Below are 17,326 nucleotides of genomic sequence, written 5' to 3'. Positions count from 1 at the left end.
TCGGAAAAGAAAAAGTATACCGGTCCAAACTAATATGCAGTTAACTACTGACCTCTAATAGCTTATTTAATATTCTAAAACTAAGAGGTTGATTTGTTGCGTTTAAAATAATCAAATAACCAATCAAGTAGAAATAAATTTATATCGTTAAAATGTGTAGTGTAAATCAATCATGTGGATTACTGACGCTTTGCAATGGGCAGTGCAACGTAAATAATAGTTCCTGAATTCACCCTACTTTCCGGGCAAATAGAACCATTATTTCTCTTCAACATTTCTTTACATAGTTTGATCCCAAGCCCTGTTCCTCTTTCGTTATTGGTACCGAACGTTGAATAATGCTCTGAACTATTGAACACCTTGTTCAAAACCTCTTGGGACATGCCAATACCATTGTCCCTAATGCTGATAACGACGTTGCCCTCTTTTTTTACCGCGCTTATGATTACGGTTCCATTTTCTTTAGAGAATTTAGTAGCGTTACAGATTAAGTTTCTAAATACGATATTAAAATGATTTCTATCGCAGCTCACTTCTAAATTCTCTGAAAGTTCTTGTTTTAGAATTATACTTTTTTGATTTAATGTTTTTTGACAAAATAGGTGTATGGTTTTGAATTCTTCTACAAGATTTAAGGTTTCTTTGTAAATAGTAGCCCCTTTCATTTGCGATTGGCCCCAACTCAGAAGATTGTCCAATGTAAAATGTATGTGGTCTAAATCTTTTCTTAGTTTAGGGGCAAACCTGGTGAAATATTCCTGACCTGATTTATTCTCCAAGGTAAAATCAACAAGCTCTCTTAAGGAGACGATAGGACCTCTTAAATCATGACCAACGATTGAGAAAAGCTTATCTTGATTATTGTTAATTTGATTTAATATTGTCTGACTTTCAGAGAGAATTTTTGTTTTTTCTTCGAGTTGTTTGTTCAGTAGTTTTTCCCTTCTATTGGATTTATAGACAATTAAAGCTATGATGATTGTTGTTAAGAGCGCAACGGTTATCCACTGAAAATGTTTTTGTTGTGTTAAGGTGTTTCTTAAGTTTTTCAAGTTAAGTTTTTCCTTTTCTTTTGCGAAATCCATCTTAGCTCTAAGCAGCGCTAGATTTTGTACTTTACCGTTCTCATTTAATAAACTTCTTATTTCTTCACTTTTTTGATGATATGTGTAGGCATTTTTTGTTTGCCCCTCTATTTTTTCTAGAATGTCATACGATTTAGCCTGTGTAAGCGAATCTTTGAAACTCAAGGCTGCTTCCAACGTAATTAATGCATATTTTTTAGCTTCACTCTGATTATTCAAATTGTTAAGGATGGTAGATCTTGTTAAATCAATTTCCATTTGATCTCGTGGATTGTAAATTATGGATAGCGCACTATCGGATTTTTTAATCCATTTTAAAGCCTTTTCGTAATTTTGTTTTTTGATATAATATCTGCATTTTGTTCTATAAACCCTTGATAGCCAAAGCGGCTCATTTTGTTGTTCAAGGATAGCGATACTTTCTTCACTATAACTCTTGCCAAGATTTAAATCTCCTTTTTCTATAGCGTTCAGTGCAATGTTAGATAATGTTGTTGCTCTATGATACGAATTTCCTTTTGCTAATGTCCAAAGACTATCAGCTATTAAATATTCTACAAGTGCTTCATCATATAATTTACAAGAACTGTAGCAATACCCTAAATTATGCCTTAGTTTGGATTCCAATTCAAACAACTTATTATCACTGGCTATCTCAATACCTTCATAGGAGGCCTTAACGGTGTTTTCGAGGTTTTGACTTACGAATTCGTGTGCAGCGATACTCTTTAAGATCTCCACTCTTAATATAGGATTACGGGATGTAGCAGCTAACTTTTTCGATCGCGTATACAATTCATTGGCTTTCTCTTCTTTGCCCGTATCGGAATAGTAGTCCGCTTTTCGCAATAAAGAGAAAGCTTTGCCATCAGTGTAATTTGTTTTATTGGAAAATTTTAAGGCTTCGTCTGCTAACAATAAAATACTGTCCGCGTCTCTGTATCTATACTTTACAGCTAGTTCCGTCAACAAATCAACGTAAGTATTACTTTTTATCTCTTGTTCTCCTTCATTTCTAATCGTTTGGATTTGTTGAATTAAACTATCCTTTGATGAATCTTGAGCGTTGAGTAGAAGACCGAAGAGGAAGAAAAGAATGTAAGAGAATGAAATCTTAGATTTGAATATTGTTTTTATAATCAATTTAAAGTCCTTGGCTGTTAAATTACCAACTATGGCAATGCATTATGAGGTCTAATGTAGATAATAAATTTGAGAATTATGTTTTAAATTAAGCTTCTTTTATTTTGAAATATACTTTAAAAAAATCTACCTTTACCACCGCTATTATATGGTGGTTGTAGCTCAGCTGGTTAGAGCATCGGTTTGTGGTACCGAGGGTCGCCGGTTCGAACCCGGTCTTCCACCCTAAGAGCGTTAAAACAAGAAACCCGAACTAATGTTCGGGTTTTTTATTGTCGTGTAAATTACCAATTCATAATCTCAAAATCTTGTTTAAAGTTGTATCGGCATAGAATTATTTTCCTGCTTTATCGACTACTACGCGATTTTCTCTGTTCGCTACTTCCCAAGCAGTGTGGAAAATAAGCCTTGACCTATTCTGTAATAAATCATAGTTTATTTTATCAGGTGTATCACTTGGCTTGTGATAATCCGCATGCGTACCATTAAAATAGAATATAATAGGAATGTTGTTCTTCGCAAAGTTGTAATGATCGCTTCTATAATAGAAACGGTTAGGATCGTTCTCATCGTTATAGGTATAATCTAATTCTATATTTGCATATTTTGAATTTATCTCCTCGGAGAGTTCATGCAGTTCGGTACTTAGCTTGTCCGACCCTATAAGATAAATGTAGTTTCTATCTCCTTCTCTGGCTGGGTCTATTCTTCCTATCATGTCAATGTTTAGATTTGCTACCGTCTGATCTAAAGGAAATATGGGAGCTATATCGGTGTAGTATTGAGAGCCTAAGAGTCCTTTTTCTTCTCCTGTTACATGCAAGAATACTATAGATCGTTTTGGTCCGTTACCGGCGTCCTTGGCTTTTTTGAAAGCTTCAGCAATTTCTAGAAGGGCTACAGTTCCAGAGCCATCGTCATCAGCACCATTATTAATTTCCCCACTGGCCGTTACGCCGATATGATCAAGATGAGAAGAAACGATTACGTATTCGTTCGGTTTTTCCGATCCTTCTAGTAAGGCAACGACATTTTCAGAATTTACTTCATCATTGGAGCTTTCAAAATCTAATGAAACCTTTGCTTCTAATAGGGAAGGAGTATGGTTTTCAGCTATATTAGGCAATATTTCCTTTGCCATAGTTTCATCAATAAAAATACTTGAGAAATCTCCTGACGCATTATCCTTTAGGCTCATGCGCCCGCTGTCATTGGTCCTCATATAATCGAACCTTCTCTTAAAACGACTGAAATTGCTATCGTCATAGTACAACACCCCTCTGGCACCTTTATCCTTTGCGAGCTCAATTCTCTTACCTAATGATTCGGACATGTTACTCCACATTGACCGTTCTTCTGTTCCTGATAATTTATAGGTTCCATCAGTGTTTTTTGGTTCACCGGATTTAACGAGAACAATTTTACCCATTAGGTCCATTCCCTTGTAATCAGAATACGTGTCTTCTTCCACACCATAACCCACATAGACTATCTCATCATCAGAAAAATCCGCAGCATTGAATGTCAGGACATGTTCTCCCTGTAAATAATCGGTATTGTTAAGGATTAGTTTACCTACAGGAAGTTTACTTACTTCTAGCGGTACTTTTTGAAAATAATCACCATCCTTTTTTGCTGGTGGAATACCCAATTTCTCATAGGCTCCTTTCAAATAAGTGATTGCCTTTTTTTGTCCCGGTTCACCGGTTTCACGGCCTTCAAATTCATCGGAGGCATAAATGTAAAGATGATCTTTTAATTCCCCTTCCGTAATAGTTTCAGCATATACAACAGGATCAACAGCTTTAACGGTAACTTGCTGTTCAGAAGGAGTTACCGTTTTCTGAGCGCTGTTACAAGAGGCAAGGATACCCGCAATAATTAGTAACGATTTTTTCATTTTATTAGTCATCAAAAGTTTATCAAAAATAGCAAAAAAGAAGTCTACAGCACATGTCCGATAATAGTAAATTTAAGTGATGATGACGATTTATAACACTCCGACGCTTGGGTCTAACAAAATTTAGGTTTTTAGACTAATGCCGCCCATGCTTGCACTGAGATCATCTGCTTTTTCAGGTGCGTTATTGGTCTTAAAAATTTCGTTTATTAACATCATATGCGTATGTTTTGACTTTCATAGTGATTAATTCTTACAAACAGATATATGAAAGACTTAGCGGATATACATGAATTGGTGTCGGAATTGTTCAATTGGCCTACTAGTAAGGAAGAATGGGAACAGTACAGACTTACTAAGGAGCAAGTACAGCATTTTCATGATTTTGGCTATGTGTCGGGTATTAAACTTTTAGATACTGATTGCGTGGAACAATTGCGCAAGGAGTTAGCAGAAATTATAGACCCCAACCATACTGGACATTCGTTGTTCTATGAATTTCATAGTAATGAATCTGCCGATTCTGATAATATATTATTCCATTCTTTAGGACATTGGAGAATTACTCAAGGATTCCACGATGTCTTGTGGAATCCTGCATTTGTAATGGCAGCACATCAACTTTTAGAGAATAAATCTGTACGGTTTTGGCATGACCAACTTTTCTATAAACCTTCCAAACATGGTGGGGTCGTTGCGTGGCATCAGGATTATTCCTATTGGACAAGAACCGTTGCCATGCAGCATTTAACTTGTTGGACCGGACTGGATGATGCAACGACCGAAAACGGTTGTTTACACTATATTCCCAAGAGCCATAAATGGGGGCTTTTAGAGGCACCGGTGCTAGCGGATGACATGAATGGAATAATGCACTATCTGACCGACCAACAAAAAGAAGAGTTTAAACCTGTACCCGTTGAGCTACAAAAGGGGTACGCTACTTTTCATCATCCGCTACTAGTTCACGGTTCCTTTGAAAATAAGTCGGACAGGCCTAGAAGAGCATTTGTGCTCAATGTCTTTGCTGATGGTACGGTAAGTAATACGGATGAAGAATTGTTGAAAGGGGTACCACCTATTAAAAAAGGGGAGAAGATGCAGGGTAAGTTTTTTCCGCTACTGTACCAATAGAAATTCAGTATTACGTTTCTACCGATAATTTGTCTTTGGCTCTTTTCTGTCTCAAATCAATCTTTTTCCTAATGTGCTCGGGATAGGTGTTTGCATCTGCCTCAGCTTCTAACACAATTAACTATTGGTTCGGAAGAGGTTCTTTAACCTCATCTGGCTTGCATCCTAAAATTACCGCTGCCGTTGCCACACCAGAATGGCTGGCGCCTGCAACGCCATGTGAGAGTATGCTGGCACCGCAGAGATACAGGTTTTCAATTTCGCTCTTAGCCTTGAAGGCGAACGGTCCAATATGTTTTAAACTCTTTTCAGTGCCATACACATTACCTTTGGTTGTGTTAATGTAATATTCATTAGTAATCGGTGTACCTAAATCTTTAGAAACAATATGATCTCTGATTCCGGGAACTACTTTTTCTAGTCCATTTATCATTTTATCTGTTAGTTTGGACATGAACTCAAGGTAGGCGGAAGATCTTTCAACTGTCTCGTTTTTAAATTTTTCAAAGGCTTGGTAATTGATAAAGGTAATTGCTTCAATACTATGATGCTTGCCATCAAAACTTGTGGGATCTTTTAATGTAGTGCAACTTACAAACATTCCCTCAAACGCTTCTCCCTGTAAAATATCCTTTTGCATAGCGCCATCGTAGTAATCATCGGCATCTTTGTCCGGCATCATCCAGATATTACCAGAATCTAGTCCAGATTTTTTAAAGTCCAATTCTACGGTTAAAAATAACATCAAAGAGGTGCAGGAATATATAGTTTTATCTAACTTTTTAAGGAGCTTAGCGCTTAGATTCTCCCGGCCTACCAACTGATTATACGTTATTCCTACATCGGCATTGGAAATTATATTATTAGCAAATAGTGTGGTGCCATTTTCGAGTTCCACGCCAATGGCTTTTTTTCTACAGAATTATCCAGGACTATTTTACTTACGGCTGTACTTGTTTTAATGACGCCGTTGTGTTTTTTGATGGCATTGGTCATTGCTTTAATAAGAGCACCGCCACCGCCCATGGGATAATATCCTCCTTTAAAATAATGGAACATCAAAGCTGCATGCAAAATGAAAGCTGCTTTTCTAGGCTGCACTCCATGATCCCCGCACTGTATGTTTAGAATATTCTTAAGTAATGGATCCTTGATATGCCAATTGATAACCCTGCGGAGACTAAAAAGGCCATACTTTCCAAAATGACGCGTACGGTATGGTAGTGTTAGTTTCTGCCAGAACCCCTTAATGTACGGGAGTGAATAAAGTTCTTCACTTGCTAAGCGGATCAACTTTAAGTATTTCTTTATTCCCTTCTCCTCTTTGGGGAATGCTTTTATTAAACGCTCCTCTAATTCTTTAGGATTATCCGGAAAATCAAAGCGATAATCCCCGATATGTACATGTTCATAGGCCTTCGGATTCATCCTAAAGAATACGAGGTCGTTAGCTATTCCCAAGCCCTTGTATAAATCACTTGTAGCTTCTCCCTCGCCTAAAAGACCTATATAATGCACACCCGGTGTAAATCTATGACCATGAAGATAAAAACTATGGCACCAACCTCCGGGAACGTCATGCTGTTCTAGGACCAATACTTTTTTACCGGCTCTAGATAAGCAAATGGCCGCTGCCAGACCTCCGGCACCAGAACCAATTATGATAGTATCCCAATTTGCGTTGGTCTCTTTCAATGAATATTTATTTAAGGGCGGATGCTATAGCAGCTTCTACCATAGGTTCCATTACTTTGTATCCTGCAACGGTTGGGTGAACTTCATCATCTGCATATTTTTTTGGTAATCCGTTACGTTCGTCCGCCATTGCAGAAAAATAATCGAGATAAACATGACCATTCGTCTCTGCATATGCTTTAATCATTGCATTCAATATTGGAATTTTTTCATTGGGCTTTAATCCAGGTCTCCATGGATAGTCATAAGCGGGTAGGGTGGAAGATAGTATAACCTTGATATTGTTTGCAGCGGCAAGCTCCGCCATTCCTTTAATATTGTCCAATATCATTGGAAGAGTGGACGGACCTGTGTTACCAGCAATATCATTTGTGCCGGCTAAAATTACGACCACCTTTGGCTGAAGGTCTATGACATCTTGCCGAAACCTAACGAGCATCTGTGGTGTCGTCTGACCACTAATACCACGGTTAATATAGGGTTTATCCTTAAAAAAAGAAGGCCTAGCATTCAACCAGCCTATGGTTATGGAATTCCCCATAAATACCACCCTGTCCTCATTTTCTTTTGGCCCCTCTATACGACTATTGGCCTCTTCAAAGTGGCCTAAATCCGCCCAATCTTGTGCTACGGTTTCTTGGAAACCTGTTAGAAAACTAAAAATACCCATAAGTATTAGCGTATAATTTTTCATAATGTCGTATGTTTTAATAGTACTCGATAAGCGAGATTTATAATACCCCAGACGCATGCGTCGAAAAAAAATATTAGCGCCTTTCCTTCCAATGCCCCGTAAGCTTATCCAAGGTCATTTACTCCAATTCTCTTCTTTGCTCTATAGTTAATGGAATTTCCATTAAGATTTTTTGCTTACTCGGTTTTTGAACGAATAAATAAACCAAAAGGCATACGGCGATAACCAAAGGCAGTGCGTTTCCTGAGTTATAGTATGCGAATAGGGCAAGAAATGCCGGAGCTTCTATCAAAGCGTACTTTAGGTGCGATGCAGATTGATATTTTTTTAGTTTTTCTTCTAAAGAGTCCGTATCAGTAATTCTCATCAGTAGTTTTTTAAATAAGAACTGACTTCCGAAATAACCTGTCAGCGCTGCAATTGGCACTATATACAGAAGCACATTTTTTGTGTCCGTTTCTGTATTGAAATCCATATTTTGAGTATAAGCAAGCACGGTAAATATAGATAGCCCTATAACAAGTGCCAAATGCATAAAGCTAAGCGTTTTTAAAAATGTTTTTATTTCCATATGGCGTATTAAATACCTAAGATAATATTTTTTAAATCTTGATTTCTGTTTAGCGGTATAATAAAAAGAGTGGTGTTATTCCAATAACCTTGTTGTTTGATATTAATATCTTTGCAATGTTATGAAAAAAGTTTTTGTACTTCTTATACTCCTTTGTTTTATTTGGAAGACCAATGCCCAGGTAGAAAGTGATAAGGCGCTTCATTTTTTAGGAGGAAATCTATATGGTCTTGTTGGCGCTGGTGTGGCCAGTCAAATTTCAAAGGGAAACAGGACCTGGACCTTTGTAGGCTCAGTGGGTGGGAGTATTTTAATAGGGCTGGCAAAAGAGAGTATAGACAAGGCCCAATATGATGGTTGGGACAATGACGACTTGTTAGCCACAGTTTTAGGAGGAGCTAGCGTAGGAGTAACCATCGATATTTTTAAGCAACGCAAAAAAAGGCGTCGTGCACAGCAATTTAGGGATGCCATAGGAGCCGATGGTCTCTTAATTCCAGAATTATCTAAAGAGGGGAAACAGGCCTATCCTTCCCTTTACGTACTTGCTATATCCCCAAAAGTACTTCAAGGAAACTAGTATTTGGCACTTTTTCCGTTTGCCAATGTTTTTGAGATAAATGCCCTGATGTCATCATTGGCATTTTTCAAATCTTCCCTTCTAAGGTACATCATGTGCCCAGAACGGTATCCTTTGAAGCTAAAACGGTCTTTCATTCTTCCACTAGGGTCTACCTGCCACATGGTGTACTTTGCATTGAAATATGTAGTGGCACCGTCGTAATACCCGGACTGTACCATCACGTTTAAATATGGGTTTTGTGCCATAGCTAGTCTCAAATCATCCCTAGTATTATCATTTTCATTGTTCCAAGGATGCACAGGGCCGAACATATTATATTTAATATCCGTTTTAAACTTTAGTTCTTCTTGTAGATAATAATTGATAGCCGGCGTAAAGCTATGAAGCCAAGAAGTTAATTCCGAATTATAGTCGGGCCTAGTACCCATAAGGTTTTTGTCTATTCCCAAATAACGGGAATCTAGTCGCCCTACCGTATAACCACCTTTTTCTTTTAAAAGGTTTTTCCAGAAGAAAGATGTGGGTACTGACAGGTTTTGGTCTAAAATATCTTTTTCATTTAAACCGGAATAATAGGCCATTTTTTTCGCAGCTGCTTGACGTTCATTATCGGAGATAAAACCACCTTTTGCAATTGCTGGGATAAGTGAATTAACGGTATACGCTTCGGACTCGGGTAAAACTTCTAATAAATCTTTAGCCTGTAATTCCGGAGGTAAGGCCTTATGGTGCCAAGCGGCAGCCGTAAAATAGGGTAGTTTTAATGCATCGGATACGGGTCCGCCAACCCTAATAACCTTATAATCTGCTGGAGAAACCATAATTACTCCGTTGAGATACATCCATTGCTGCTCTTGTAGTGCCAAAGAAAGTCCCATTACCCTAGTGCCTCCATAACTTTCTCCAATGATATACTTTGGGGAACGCCATCTATTGTTGCGAGTCACGAACGTATTTAACCATTCCGCTAAATATTTTATATCCGCATTGATGCCAAAAAACTTTTCGCGATCTACTTCTTTACCAGTTTCGGGAATTGTCCTGGAATACCCCGTATTGGCAGGATTTACATACACAATATCGGTCACGTCTAGAACAGAAAAAGGATTTTCCTTTACACCATAGGGCTGTACAGGATAACCTTCATCATCAATTTTCAGCACTCTTGGTCCGGTATAGGCCAAGTGCATCCACACAGAGCCGGAACCCGGGCCGCCATTAAATGAAATTAGTAACGGTCTTGAAGCGCGGTCCTTGACATTATTCCTAGTGTAATACGTGTAGTGTAGTGCAGCAGTTGGCTTACCCATTTCGTCCCAAACTGGTTGTGTTCCTGTTTTTGCAGTATAACTTATAGGAGTGCCGTTAATCGTTACACTATGTTGCGTAGTTATTGCTGTATCTATGGGGATAGTTCTTTCCTGTGAAAAGCTAAAAGCCGAAATGGTAAGAATAAGTAAGGAAGAAAGTAATTTTTTCATTTTTTGGTTGAATTAGTCCCTCTAAAAATATACATTTTTGATGAAAAGAATTCTATTCTTCAAATCAATTTAATAACAGCTCGTTTCTTAGTATATTTAAGAATGATATAGGATACAATTTATGGACAAACTTTCGAGACGTGATTTTTCCATTACCTTAGGTAGGGGACTCACAAGTGCTGCTCTACTTGGTGGTACCGCGCTGGCCTGTGCAAATACAAATACTCAGAACAAAACCAAATTAGGGGTCGCTTTAGTAGGCTTGGGTAGTTATAGTACCGGGCAACTTGCACCCTCATTACAGGTTACGGATCATTGTTATTTAGCGGGAATAGTCACAGGGACTAAAGAGAAAGAGACTATTTGGAAGCAGAAATACGATATAAGGGATGCCAATATTTATAATTATGAAAATTTTGACAACATTGCAGATAATCCTGACATAGACATTATTTATGTGGTACTACCCAATAGCATGCATGCGGATTTCTGTATTAGGGCAGCAAAGGCAGGTAAACACGTGATATGCGAAAAACCTATGGCAGTTAGCGTTGCCGAATGCGATGCAATTATTGCGGCATGTAAGGAAGCTAATGTTAAATTAAGCGTTGGTTATCGCATGCAATCCGACCCGTATACCAATGAAGTGAAGAAGTATGTGAAAGAAAAAACCTTTGGCGAAGTTACTTTTGTATCTTCTGATGCGGCTTATATTTCAAGAGGAAATCCAGAACAATGGCGCTTGAATCGTGCTTTATCAGGAGGAGGTGCTTTAGTGAATATGGGCGTATACTCCATACAGACTTCCATTTATGGTGCCGGACAAAACCCCATTTCCGTGAGCGCCCAGGAATTTAGTACAAGACCGGATTATTTTAAGGATACGGACGAGACCATAACAGCGCAATTTGAGTTTGCTAATGGTGCCGTTGCGCATATGATGACTTCTCATAATGCCAATGGTAATCGCTTAAAAGTTCATGGAGATAAGGGTTGGTTTGAACTCGAACCAGCACATAGTTATGGACCTATAAGCGGAAGAACATCCAAGGGAAATGAAATTAAGTTTCCACATAAAAGACAACAGGCTTTACAAATGGATGATTTTTCCAAACATATTCTAAAAGATACAGTAAATGTAGCCCCAGGCGAAATGGGTAAACGGGATATGATTATAGTAGAGGCCATTTATAAATCCATTGCCGAAGGCGGGAAAAAGCAACCCTTGAATCTTGGTAGAATGGGTATTGTTAGTTGAAAAGGTTTCTAAGGTCCCTAGAAAATGGGGTTTGGGGAGCGCTTAACATTAAGTTTATTTGGGCTTTATGATCATCTTACGATTAGTTTACATGCTAACGGTTTCTTAAAACTAAAAAAATATAATGCTAATTTTCAGTATACCTTAACCTAAGGTCGTCGTGATAATTTTGAGGAAAATTTATAACCTTAAAACTATTATGAAAATGAAAAAATCAAAAAAATTATTGATCAGGGCAATGTTATGGTCATTCATTGGTATTTCTTTATGGAGTTGTAACCCGGAAGATGGTATTGATGGTATTGACGGCGTTGATGGTGTTGATGGAATCGACGGTGAGGACGGCAAAGATGGTGAGGACCTCACTATTATGCCTGGAATGTTCGAAAACAAATCTGCCTTAGAGCCTCTGGTAGCCATTCAACCGCAATTCAATTTTGTTAAGGCGTACTCCTTAATTAGCACCAGAGATACATTGTCCAATGGTTTCCAATTAGTAGGAGCCCAGGATGGTGCCGGGTTTTTAAGAGACCCAAATAGTGATGGATATTTATATGTTGTGAATGCCGAAGATGACTATGGTGTTGCTCGTATTAAACTAGATGCAAATTTAAATCCATTGGAAGGAGATTGGTTACTAAATTCTGGAGTAGCTGATTTTGCGAGACAGTGTTCAGGAACCATGTGGGAGGCAGAAATTCATGGTGGTGCTACAGATTTGTTTCTTTCCGCTTCAGAAAGTTTTAATTATGATGTAAAAGGAATAGATCCATATATAGTTACACCAACGCCGACCGCTGATTTTGGTTTGGACGCCCTAGGAGAATTTGCTTGGGAAAATGCGGTGCCGCTACCCAAAGACGCTTATGCCGGTAAGACGGTTATAATAGGCGGGGACGATGATTCTAGTGGTTCTGAAGGTCAAGTAACATTATACTATTCGGAAAATGGAGATGCAGACTTAGATGGAGGAAAAATATATGTACTTAGGTTAAAGCAGGTTTCCGATGGTGCCGGCGGCCTTCAAGATGTACAGGCGAATACCATTTATAACGAATCTAATTTGGATTTTCAGGTCACATATGACGTGGAGTTTGTAGAAATTGTAGACGGTGCAGCGTTAACCAAATCTGAAATGGAAGATGCCTGTGTTGGTGTTTTTGCTTCCGCTTTTATGAGGGTTGAAGATGTAGATTATCAGAAAGGGTCTGATGCATTGGGTAGAAATATATTCTTTGCGGTCACGGGTAGAGGCCCAGGAAGAGGAACCTACAACGACTGGGGTACGGCCTACAAATTAGAATTGGACGAAGATTCCCCATTAACGGGGAAATTAACCCAGATAATTAGCGGGAATACCGACACCAATAATGCAGATGGTAATCTTGCTGAATTACAAAGTCCTGAAAATATTACGGTCACTGAAAATTTTATCTATTTACAAGAAGATCCTAATTCTTTTGATAGAGGTCATGCGGCATACATTTATCAAACGGATTTAAACGGAAATAATTCCAGAGTAGTATTGGAGATGATAGTTCGGCAAGATTTAGACCCGACCGGGAGTACAGGTTTTAGCGGAGAGTTTGGGGCACTCGTAGACATATCCGATAAGGTTGGAGAACCAGGAACCTTCCTTTTAAACTTACAACCGCACTATTGGGAGAGTGATGATTTTAAAGGCTTGGATGGTCATGATATGGAAACCAATACTGAAGCTATTGCAGCAGGTGCAAGAGAGGATGACCAAGGGGGCCAAATTGTTATTCTTAAAGGTTTGCCCCGTTAATTTTAGACTACGTATTTAAAAGAGGGTCTCCATTGAAAAATGGAGGCTCTTTTAATTTAACTTTTCAATCATAACTAATGAAACTCAACTATAGCCTCATTTTTATCTTGATTCTTTTTTTAGGTAGTTCATGTCAAAAGAAAAAAGGAGTAACACGCCCAAAATGGGAAAAAGCACAAAACCTTTACTTACAAGCGGCGACTAATTGTGCTCTTTATTTGGATACATTATCCACATTAAATCCTACTGATAGGGAAGCAAAGCGAATTTTTATTTTAGCAAGACAGGAATTTAAAAAGGCAGAACCATATGCCTCATATCTAAATCCAGAAGTAGGGCATAGAGCCAACGGGCCTGCACTTCCAGTATATAAGGAGGATACGGGTAAAATTATGAAGCCCTTTGGTCTTCAAAAGATTGAAGAAAGCATCTATGATGGGGCACTTTCAAAAGAGCAGTTTAAGGTAGAAGTTCGTATGACAAAAGGGCTATTGAAAAATTTAACACAAACAATTGCTAATAGGCCTTTGACTTCCCAACGTTTTTTTATAGCTGTGCATCAGCAGTTATTAAGGATTGTTAGTCACGGTATATCGGGTTTTGATACGCCAGTTAGTCATTTGGGTATTTCGGAAACCTCTATTTCCTTAGAAAATCTGAAAAAATGCTATGAACTAACACTGGCTCAAATAATAAAGGATAAATCAGAAAGTTTAGATTCGTCTTTCATAGGAAATATCAACAAAGCTATTAACTATATTAAAAGAAATGAAGATTTTGATTCTTTTGACAGATTTGTCTTCATAAGGGATTATTTTAACTCTATTACTAGGGACTGGGCAGCGATTAGGAATAAAAGCGGTGAGTGGGAGAATGTAGATAATAAACCTTTCAATTTTGAGGCGACCACTTTTTTCGAAAACAACTCCTTTAATAAAACTTATTTTACACCGCCTATAGAAAGACACCCGACACCTGAAAAAATAGTATTAGGGAAAAGACTTTTTATGGATACGAAACTGGCTGCTAATGGTAAAATGGCCTGTGCAACTTGTCATAAGCCAGAAAAAGCTTATGCAGATGGGCTAACAGTAAATTTGGATAACGCTCAAAACCCGTTAGAACGTAATACCCCAACATTAATAAATTCTATTTATCAGAAAAATTTCTTTTGGGACGGACGCTCGCCAACTTTAAACGATCAAATTTCTGCTGTATTTACTAATAAAAAGGAATTTAACGCTATGGTACATCAGTTTTCTGAAAAGATATTACAAGATACCCTCTATGAAAAAATGTTTAAAAATGTTTTTGGAGATGTGCACTTAAAGAACACTCATGTTATTAATGCGATTTCTGCCTATGTGGGGACTTTAAATGGTTTTAACTCTAAATTTGATAAGAATATAAGGGGGGAAGAAAATACCTTTACTAATGAAGAAAAACTTGGAATGAATCTTTTTATGGGGAAAGCTTTATGTGCGTCATGCCATTTTATGCCCTTGACCAACGGAACGGTACCTCCATTCTACACCGAAACGGAAAAAGAGGTCATAGGTGTGCCTAAAACCAATAGCAACAGAGAACTGGATGACGATTTGGGTTTCTTTTGGAGATTCGAGGAAGAGTTGCACCGTGGAATGTTCAAGACACCTACGCTACGTAATGTCGAAGTAACAGCACCCTACATGCATAATGGTGTATATGCTACCTTGGAGGAAGTCATGGATTTTTATAATAAGGGTGGAGGAGCAGGAATGGGTTTTGAACTAGAAAGACAAACGCTTCCTTTTGATGAGTTAAACCTAACCAAGAAAGAACAACTGGCTTTGGTAGCTTTTGTGAAAACACTTACGGATGTAAATGTGGACAAGTATTAAAACTTTTCAAAAACCCCTAATCCAAATAGGGCAAAATCATATTTTGCAGGATCATGTGGGTCTAACTTCCTTAAATTTGCATCAAGCTCTGCCAAAGCTTTAGCATCGTTCTGTTTGCGCTTTAAAAGCTTCAATTTACGGGCTACGTTCCCGGAATGCACATCTAACGGACATGACAGTTTTGAAGCGGGTATGTGCTTCCATAATCCGAAATCGACATTGGTGTTGGCATCTCTCACCATCCATCGGAGAAACATATTAATGCGTTTTGCAGCGGAACCTTTTAGAGGGTCGGAAACATGTTTGGTTGTACGGGGCTGATGTGGAAGCTCAAAAAAGATTTCTTTAAACTTAGATATCGTGGGCTGGAGCGAATCCTTCTCTTGATATTTTGTAAAGATGCCTTCCAGACCGCCATGATTTTTGTAAATATGTTGCAGACTATTTACAAAAAAAGCTAAATCGATTCCGTTAAAGGTACGATGAACGAAATCCTGCAAGTGGTGTAAGTCATCCTCGGTATGATTCATTACGAACTCAAACGGACTTTCATTCATAAGGCGCATTAATTTTCGGCTGTTGTTGATAATGCTTTTGCGGTTGCCCCAAGCTATGGTCGCGGTTAGAAATGCACTGATTTCAACATCTTCCTTGCGGTGAAATACATGGGGTATTTGTATGGGATCCGATTCTAGGAACTTTGGATTATTATAGGCCATTACTTTTTCGTCCAAAAATTCCTTCAATGCTGCTTTGGTCATTCCAAGGGTATATTTAAAACCTTTAACAAAAGTATAGGGCCAACCAATAGAAGGTTATAAAGCGCATGAAGACCAATAGCCCAAAGAAGTCCAAAACGGACTCTAATGAAACCTAAAGCACTGCCTACGAACAATTGGGGAGAGACGAGTAGGGGGGACATTAAAATTATAGTAGTGGTTATTTCAAAATTGGTAATATGATAAAAACCAAATATGAGTGTTAGTGCATAATAGATGATTGGAAAGTAAGATTTACGTTTAAAGAAAATCATAGGTCCCCTAAATAGGAGTTCCTCCAAGACAGGAGCCAGCACTACTGCTCCCAAAAAGAGATACACGGGCGGATAATTTTCAACAAGGTCATCTATGGTGTGTTTGCCCAGATCTAATTGAAACAGTCCTTCGAAGGCAGCAATCGTTAACCCAAACACTATACTTGCCATAATGGAAAGCGCGATCAAAACTACTAGCGTACGAAATCGATAACTGAAATCTTGATTGGCGTCTTCGGTATAATTTGGATTCTTAATATAACTCCAAAGCTCTTGTAGCATAGATATCACCTAATTAAGAAGCTATCACGGCTTTATTTATAATTTTACCATCGACCATGGTAAGCTTCCTATCGGCCATTTCGGCCAGGTCTTCATTATGCGTAACAATAACGAAGGTTTGTCCAAATTTTTCCCGTAGTTCAAAAAATAGATTGTGAAGCTTGTCCGCACTCTCAGAGTCTAGATTACCGCTTGGCTCATCGGCGAAAATTATTGAAGGATTATTTATCAGAGCTCTTGCTACGGCAACCCGCTGTTGCTCGCCCCCCGATAATTCGGCTGGTTTATGAAGATAACGGTCTTTGAGGCCTAAGAAATCCAAGAGTTCTTTAGCGCGCTTTTCAGCATCGGGCTTTGAAGTTTTTTTGATAAATGCGGGCAAACAAACGTTCTCTATGGCCGTGAATTCTGGAAGTAGTTGATGAAACTGAAAAATAAAGCCTATGTGTTCGTTCCTAAACCGGGCCAACTCCTTGTCGTTTAAGGAGCTGGTCTCCGTATCATTTATCAACAAACTGCTGTCTTTCCTGTTAGATTGCACATCCAATGTGCCAAGAATCTGTAAAAGGGTTGTTTTGCCAGCTCCTGAGGCACCAACGATAGAAACTATCTCACCTTTTGTAATGTGCAAATCAACACCTTTAAGTACTTCTAAATCTCCATAGTATTTATGAAGGTTTGTTGCTTTTATCATTTAAATTTGTCTAAAGAGTGAAATTAGCGAATGGTGTGGACATGGCAAAATATGAGAAACCGGCCATATTTCAATTTAATCTCTTGAAGAAAATAATATATGGA

Annotated in this window: 15 protein-coding genes and 1 tRNA gene; 6 read left to right on the top strand and 10 right to left on the bottom strand. The window is 38.3% G+C overall.

All coding sequences use genetic code 11. The annotated features are described in order from the left end of the window. Positions 1 to 179 precede the first annotated feature (179 nt). Positions 180 to 2,228: a sensor histidine kinase gene (locus tag BFP77_RS01490; protein ID WP_099572302.1), complete on the bottom strand. Its 2,049-nt coding sequence runs from the start codon at positions 2,226 to 2,228 to the stop codon at positions 180 to 182. A 150-nt stretch (positions 2,229 to 2,378) separates the two neighbouring features. Here BFP77_RS01490 and BFP77_RS01485 point away from each other — a divergent pair. Continuing rightward, positions 2,379 to 2,454 (top strand) — tRNA-His (locus BFP77_RS01485). A 108-nt stretch (positions 2,455 to 2,562) separates the two neighbouring features. On the opposite strand, the gene BFP77_RS01480 is transcribed toward BFP77_RS01485, so the two are convergent. Further along, a complete protein-coding gene (locus BFP77_RS01480; RefSeq protein ID WP_099572311.1) occupies positions 2,563 to 4,128 on the bottom strand; it encodes a M28 family metallopeptidase in 1,566 nt (521 codons plus the stop codon). A gap of 267 nt (positions 4,129 to 4,395) precedes the next feature. Here BFP77_RS01480 and BFP77_RS01475 point away from each other — a divergent pair, with 267 nt between their 5' ends. Next, complete coding sequence (locus BFP77_RS01475) at positions 4,396 to 5,262, top strand: phytanoyl-CoA dioxygenase family protein (RefSeq protein WP_099572301.1); 867 nt, start codon at positions 4,396 to 4,398, stop codon at positions 5,260 to 5,262. A gap of 121 nt (positions 5,263 to 5,383) precedes the next feature. Here the strand turns inward: BFP77_RS01475 and BFP77_RS17190 are convergent, their stop codons facing one another. From BFP77_RS17190 to BFP77_RS01460, 4 genes are all read right to left on the bottom strand, one after another. Continuing rightward, complete coding sequence (locus tag BFP77_RS17190) at positions 5,384 to 6,160, bottom strand: phytoene desaturase family protein (protein ID WP_257212825.1); 777 nt, start codon at positions 6,158 to 6,160, stop codon at positions 5,384 to 5,386. Further along, on the bottom strand, positions 6,118 to 6,957 hold the full coding sequence (locus BFP77_RS17185) for a phytoene desaturase family protein (protein WP_257212824.1): 840 nt from the start codon (positions 6,955 to 6,957) through the stop codon (positions 6,118 to 6,120). Before BFP77_RS17185 ends, BFP77_RS17190 begins: the two co-directional genes overlap by 43 nt. Positions 6,958 to 6,964: 7 nt before the next feature. After that, a complete protein-coding gene (locus tag BFP77_RS01465) occupies positions 6,965 to 7,651 on the bottom strand; it encodes an SGNH/GDSL hydrolase family protein (RefSeq protein WP_099572300.1) in 687 nt (228 codons plus the stop codon). Positions 7,652 to 7,769: 118 nt separating this feature from the next. Beyond that, positions 7,770 to 8,222, bottom strand: a complete 453-nt coding sequence (locus BFP77_RS01460; RefSeq protein WP_099572299.1) for a hypothetical protein — start codon at positions 8,220 to 8,222, stop codon at positions 7,770 to 7,772. 121 nt (positions 8,223 to 8,343) lie between these two features. Here BFP77_RS01460 and BFP77_RS01455 point away from each other — a divergent pair, with 121 nt between their 5' ends. Next, a complete protein-coding gene (locus BFP77_RS01455; RefSeq protein WP_180272284.1) occupies positions 8,344 to 8,802 on the top strand; it encodes a hypothetical protein in 459 nt (152 codons plus the stop codon). Here BFP77_RS01455 and BFP77_RS01450 read toward each other — a convergent pair. Continuing rightward, positions 8,799 to 10,286, bottom strand: a complete 1,488-nt coding sequence (locus BFP77_RS01450; RefSeq protein WP_099572298.1) for a S10 family peptidase — start codon at positions 10,284 to 10,286, stop codon at positions 8,799 to 8,801. The two genes, BFP77_RS01455 and BFP77_RS01450, sit on opposite strands and share 4 nt — an antisense overlap. Positions 10,287 to 10,407: 121 nt before the next feature. On the opposite strand from BFP77_RS01450, the gene BFP77_RS01445 reads away from it, so the two are divergent. From BFP77_RS01445 to BFP77_RS01430, 3 genes are all read left to right on the top strand, one after another. Next, positions 10,408 to 11,544, top strand: a complete 1,137-nt coding sequence (locus BFP77_RS01445; RefSeq protein WP_099572297.1) for a Gfo/Idh/MocA family protein — start codon at positions 10,408 to 10,410, stop codon at positions 11,542 to 11,544. Positions 11,545 to 11,749: 205 nt separating this feature from the next. After that, positions 11,750 to 13,333 (top strand): hypothetical protein, encoded by a 1,584-nt coding sequence (locus tag BFP77_RS01435; RefSeq protein WP_180272283.1) that lies wholly within the window; start codon positions 11,750 to 11,752, stop codon positions 13,331 to 13,333. A 77-nt stretch (positions 13,334 to 13,410) separates the two neighbouring features. Beyond that, positions 13,411 to 15,213 carry a cytochrome-c peroxidase gene (locus BFP77_RS01430; protein ID WP_099572296.1) on the top strand — a complete coding sequence of 601 codons (1,803 nt, stop codon included), beginning with the start codon at positions 13,411 to 13,413 and terminating at the stop codon, positions 15,211 to 15,213. Here BFP77_RS01430 and BFP77_RS01425 read toward each other — a convergent pair. From BFP77_RS01425 to BFP77_RS01415, 3 genes are read right to left on the bottom strand one after another with little or no spacing between them, the layout of a single operon-like run. Then, entirely contained in the window at positions 15,210 to 15,974 is a 765-nt protein-coding gene (locus BFP77_RS01425) for a TIGR02757 family protein (protein ID WP_099572295.1), read from the bottom strand. The genes BFP77_RS01430 and BFP77_RS01425 overlap by 4 nt on opposite strands. Next, positions 15,971 to 16,528, bottom strand: coding sequence for a CPBP family intramembrane glutamic endopeptidase (locus BFP77_RS01420; protein WP_099572294.1), 558 nt, complete (start codon positions 16,526 to 16,528; stop codon positions 15,971 to 15,973). The genes BFP77_RS01425 and BFP77_RS01420 overlap by 4 nt, the downstream gene beginning before the upstream one ends. A 13-nt stretch (positions 16,529 to 16,541) precedes the next feature. Next, positions 16,542 to 17,222, bottom strand: coding sequence for an ABC transporter ATP-binding protein (locus tag BFP77_RS01415; protein WP_099572293.1), 681 nt, complete (start codon positions 17,220 to 17,222; stop codon positions 16,542 to 16,544). Between the last annotated feature and the right edge of the window lie 104 nt (positions 17,223 to 17,326).

Origin of the sequence: Maribacter sp. 4U21 (assembly GCF_002742365.1) — a bacterium.
Lineage (GTDB): Bacteria > Bacteroidota > Bacteroidia > Flavobacteriales > Flavobacteriaceae > Maribacter.
The sequence above is the reverse complement of the archived record's forward strand: the minus strand, read 5'-3'. Positions and strand labels throughout refer to the sequence as shown.

What these genes read in the sequence shown, in the direction of transcription:
- BFP77_RS01445 (WP_099572297.1), top strand. Translation starts at nt 10,408, where the DNA reads ATGGACAAACTTTCGAGACGTGATTTTTCCATTACCTTAGGTAGGGGA.
- BFP77_RS01430 (WP_099572296.1), top strand. Translation starts at nt 13,411, where the DNA reads ATGAAACTCAACTATAGCCTCATTTTTATCTTGATTCTTTTTTTAGGT.
- BFP77_RS01415 (WP_099572293.1), bottom strand. Translation starts at nt 17,222, where the DNA reads ATGATAAAAGCAACAAACCTTCATAAATACTATGGAGATTTAGAAGTA.
- BFP77_RS01480 (WP_099572311.1), bottom strand. Translation starts at nt 4,128, where the DNA reads ATGAAAAAATCGTTACTAATTATTGCGGGTATCCTTGCCTCTTGTAAC.
- BFP77_RS01460 (WP_099572299.1), bottom strand. Translation starts at nt 8,222, where the DNA reads ATGGAAATAAAAACATTTTTAAAAACGCTTAGCTTTATGCATTTGGCA.
- BFP77_RS01450 (WP_099572298.1), bottom strand. Translation starts at nt 10,286, where the DNA reads ATGAAAAAATTACTTTCTTCCTTACTTATTCTTACCATTTCGGCTTTT.
- BFP77_RS01475 (WP_099572301.1), top strand. Translation starts at nt 4,396, where the DNA reads ATGAAAGACTTAGCGGATATACATGAATTGGTGTCGGAATTGTTCAAT.
- BFP77_RS01435 (WP_180272283.1), top strand. Translation starts at nt 11,750, where the DNA reads ATGAAAAAATCAAAAAAATTATTGATCAGGGCAATGTTATGGTCATTC.
- BFP77_RS01420 (WP_099572294.1), bottom strand. Translation starts at nt 16,528, where the DNA reads ATGCTACAAGAGCTTTGGAGTTATATTAAGAATCCAAATTATACCGAA.
- BFP77_RS01465 (WP_099572300.1), bottom strand. Translation starts at nt 7,651, where the DNA reads ATGAAAAATTATACGCTAATACTTATGGGTATTTTTAGTTTTCTAACA.
- BFP77_RS01455 (WP_180272284.1), top strand. Translation starts at nt 8,344, where the DNA reads ATGAAAAAAGTTTTTGTACTTCTTATACTCCTTTGTTTTATTTGGAAG.
- BFP77_RS01425 (WP_099572295.1), bottom strand. Translation starts at nt 15,974, where the DNA reads ATGACCAAAGCAGCATTGAAGGAATTTTTGGACGAAAAAGTAATGGCC.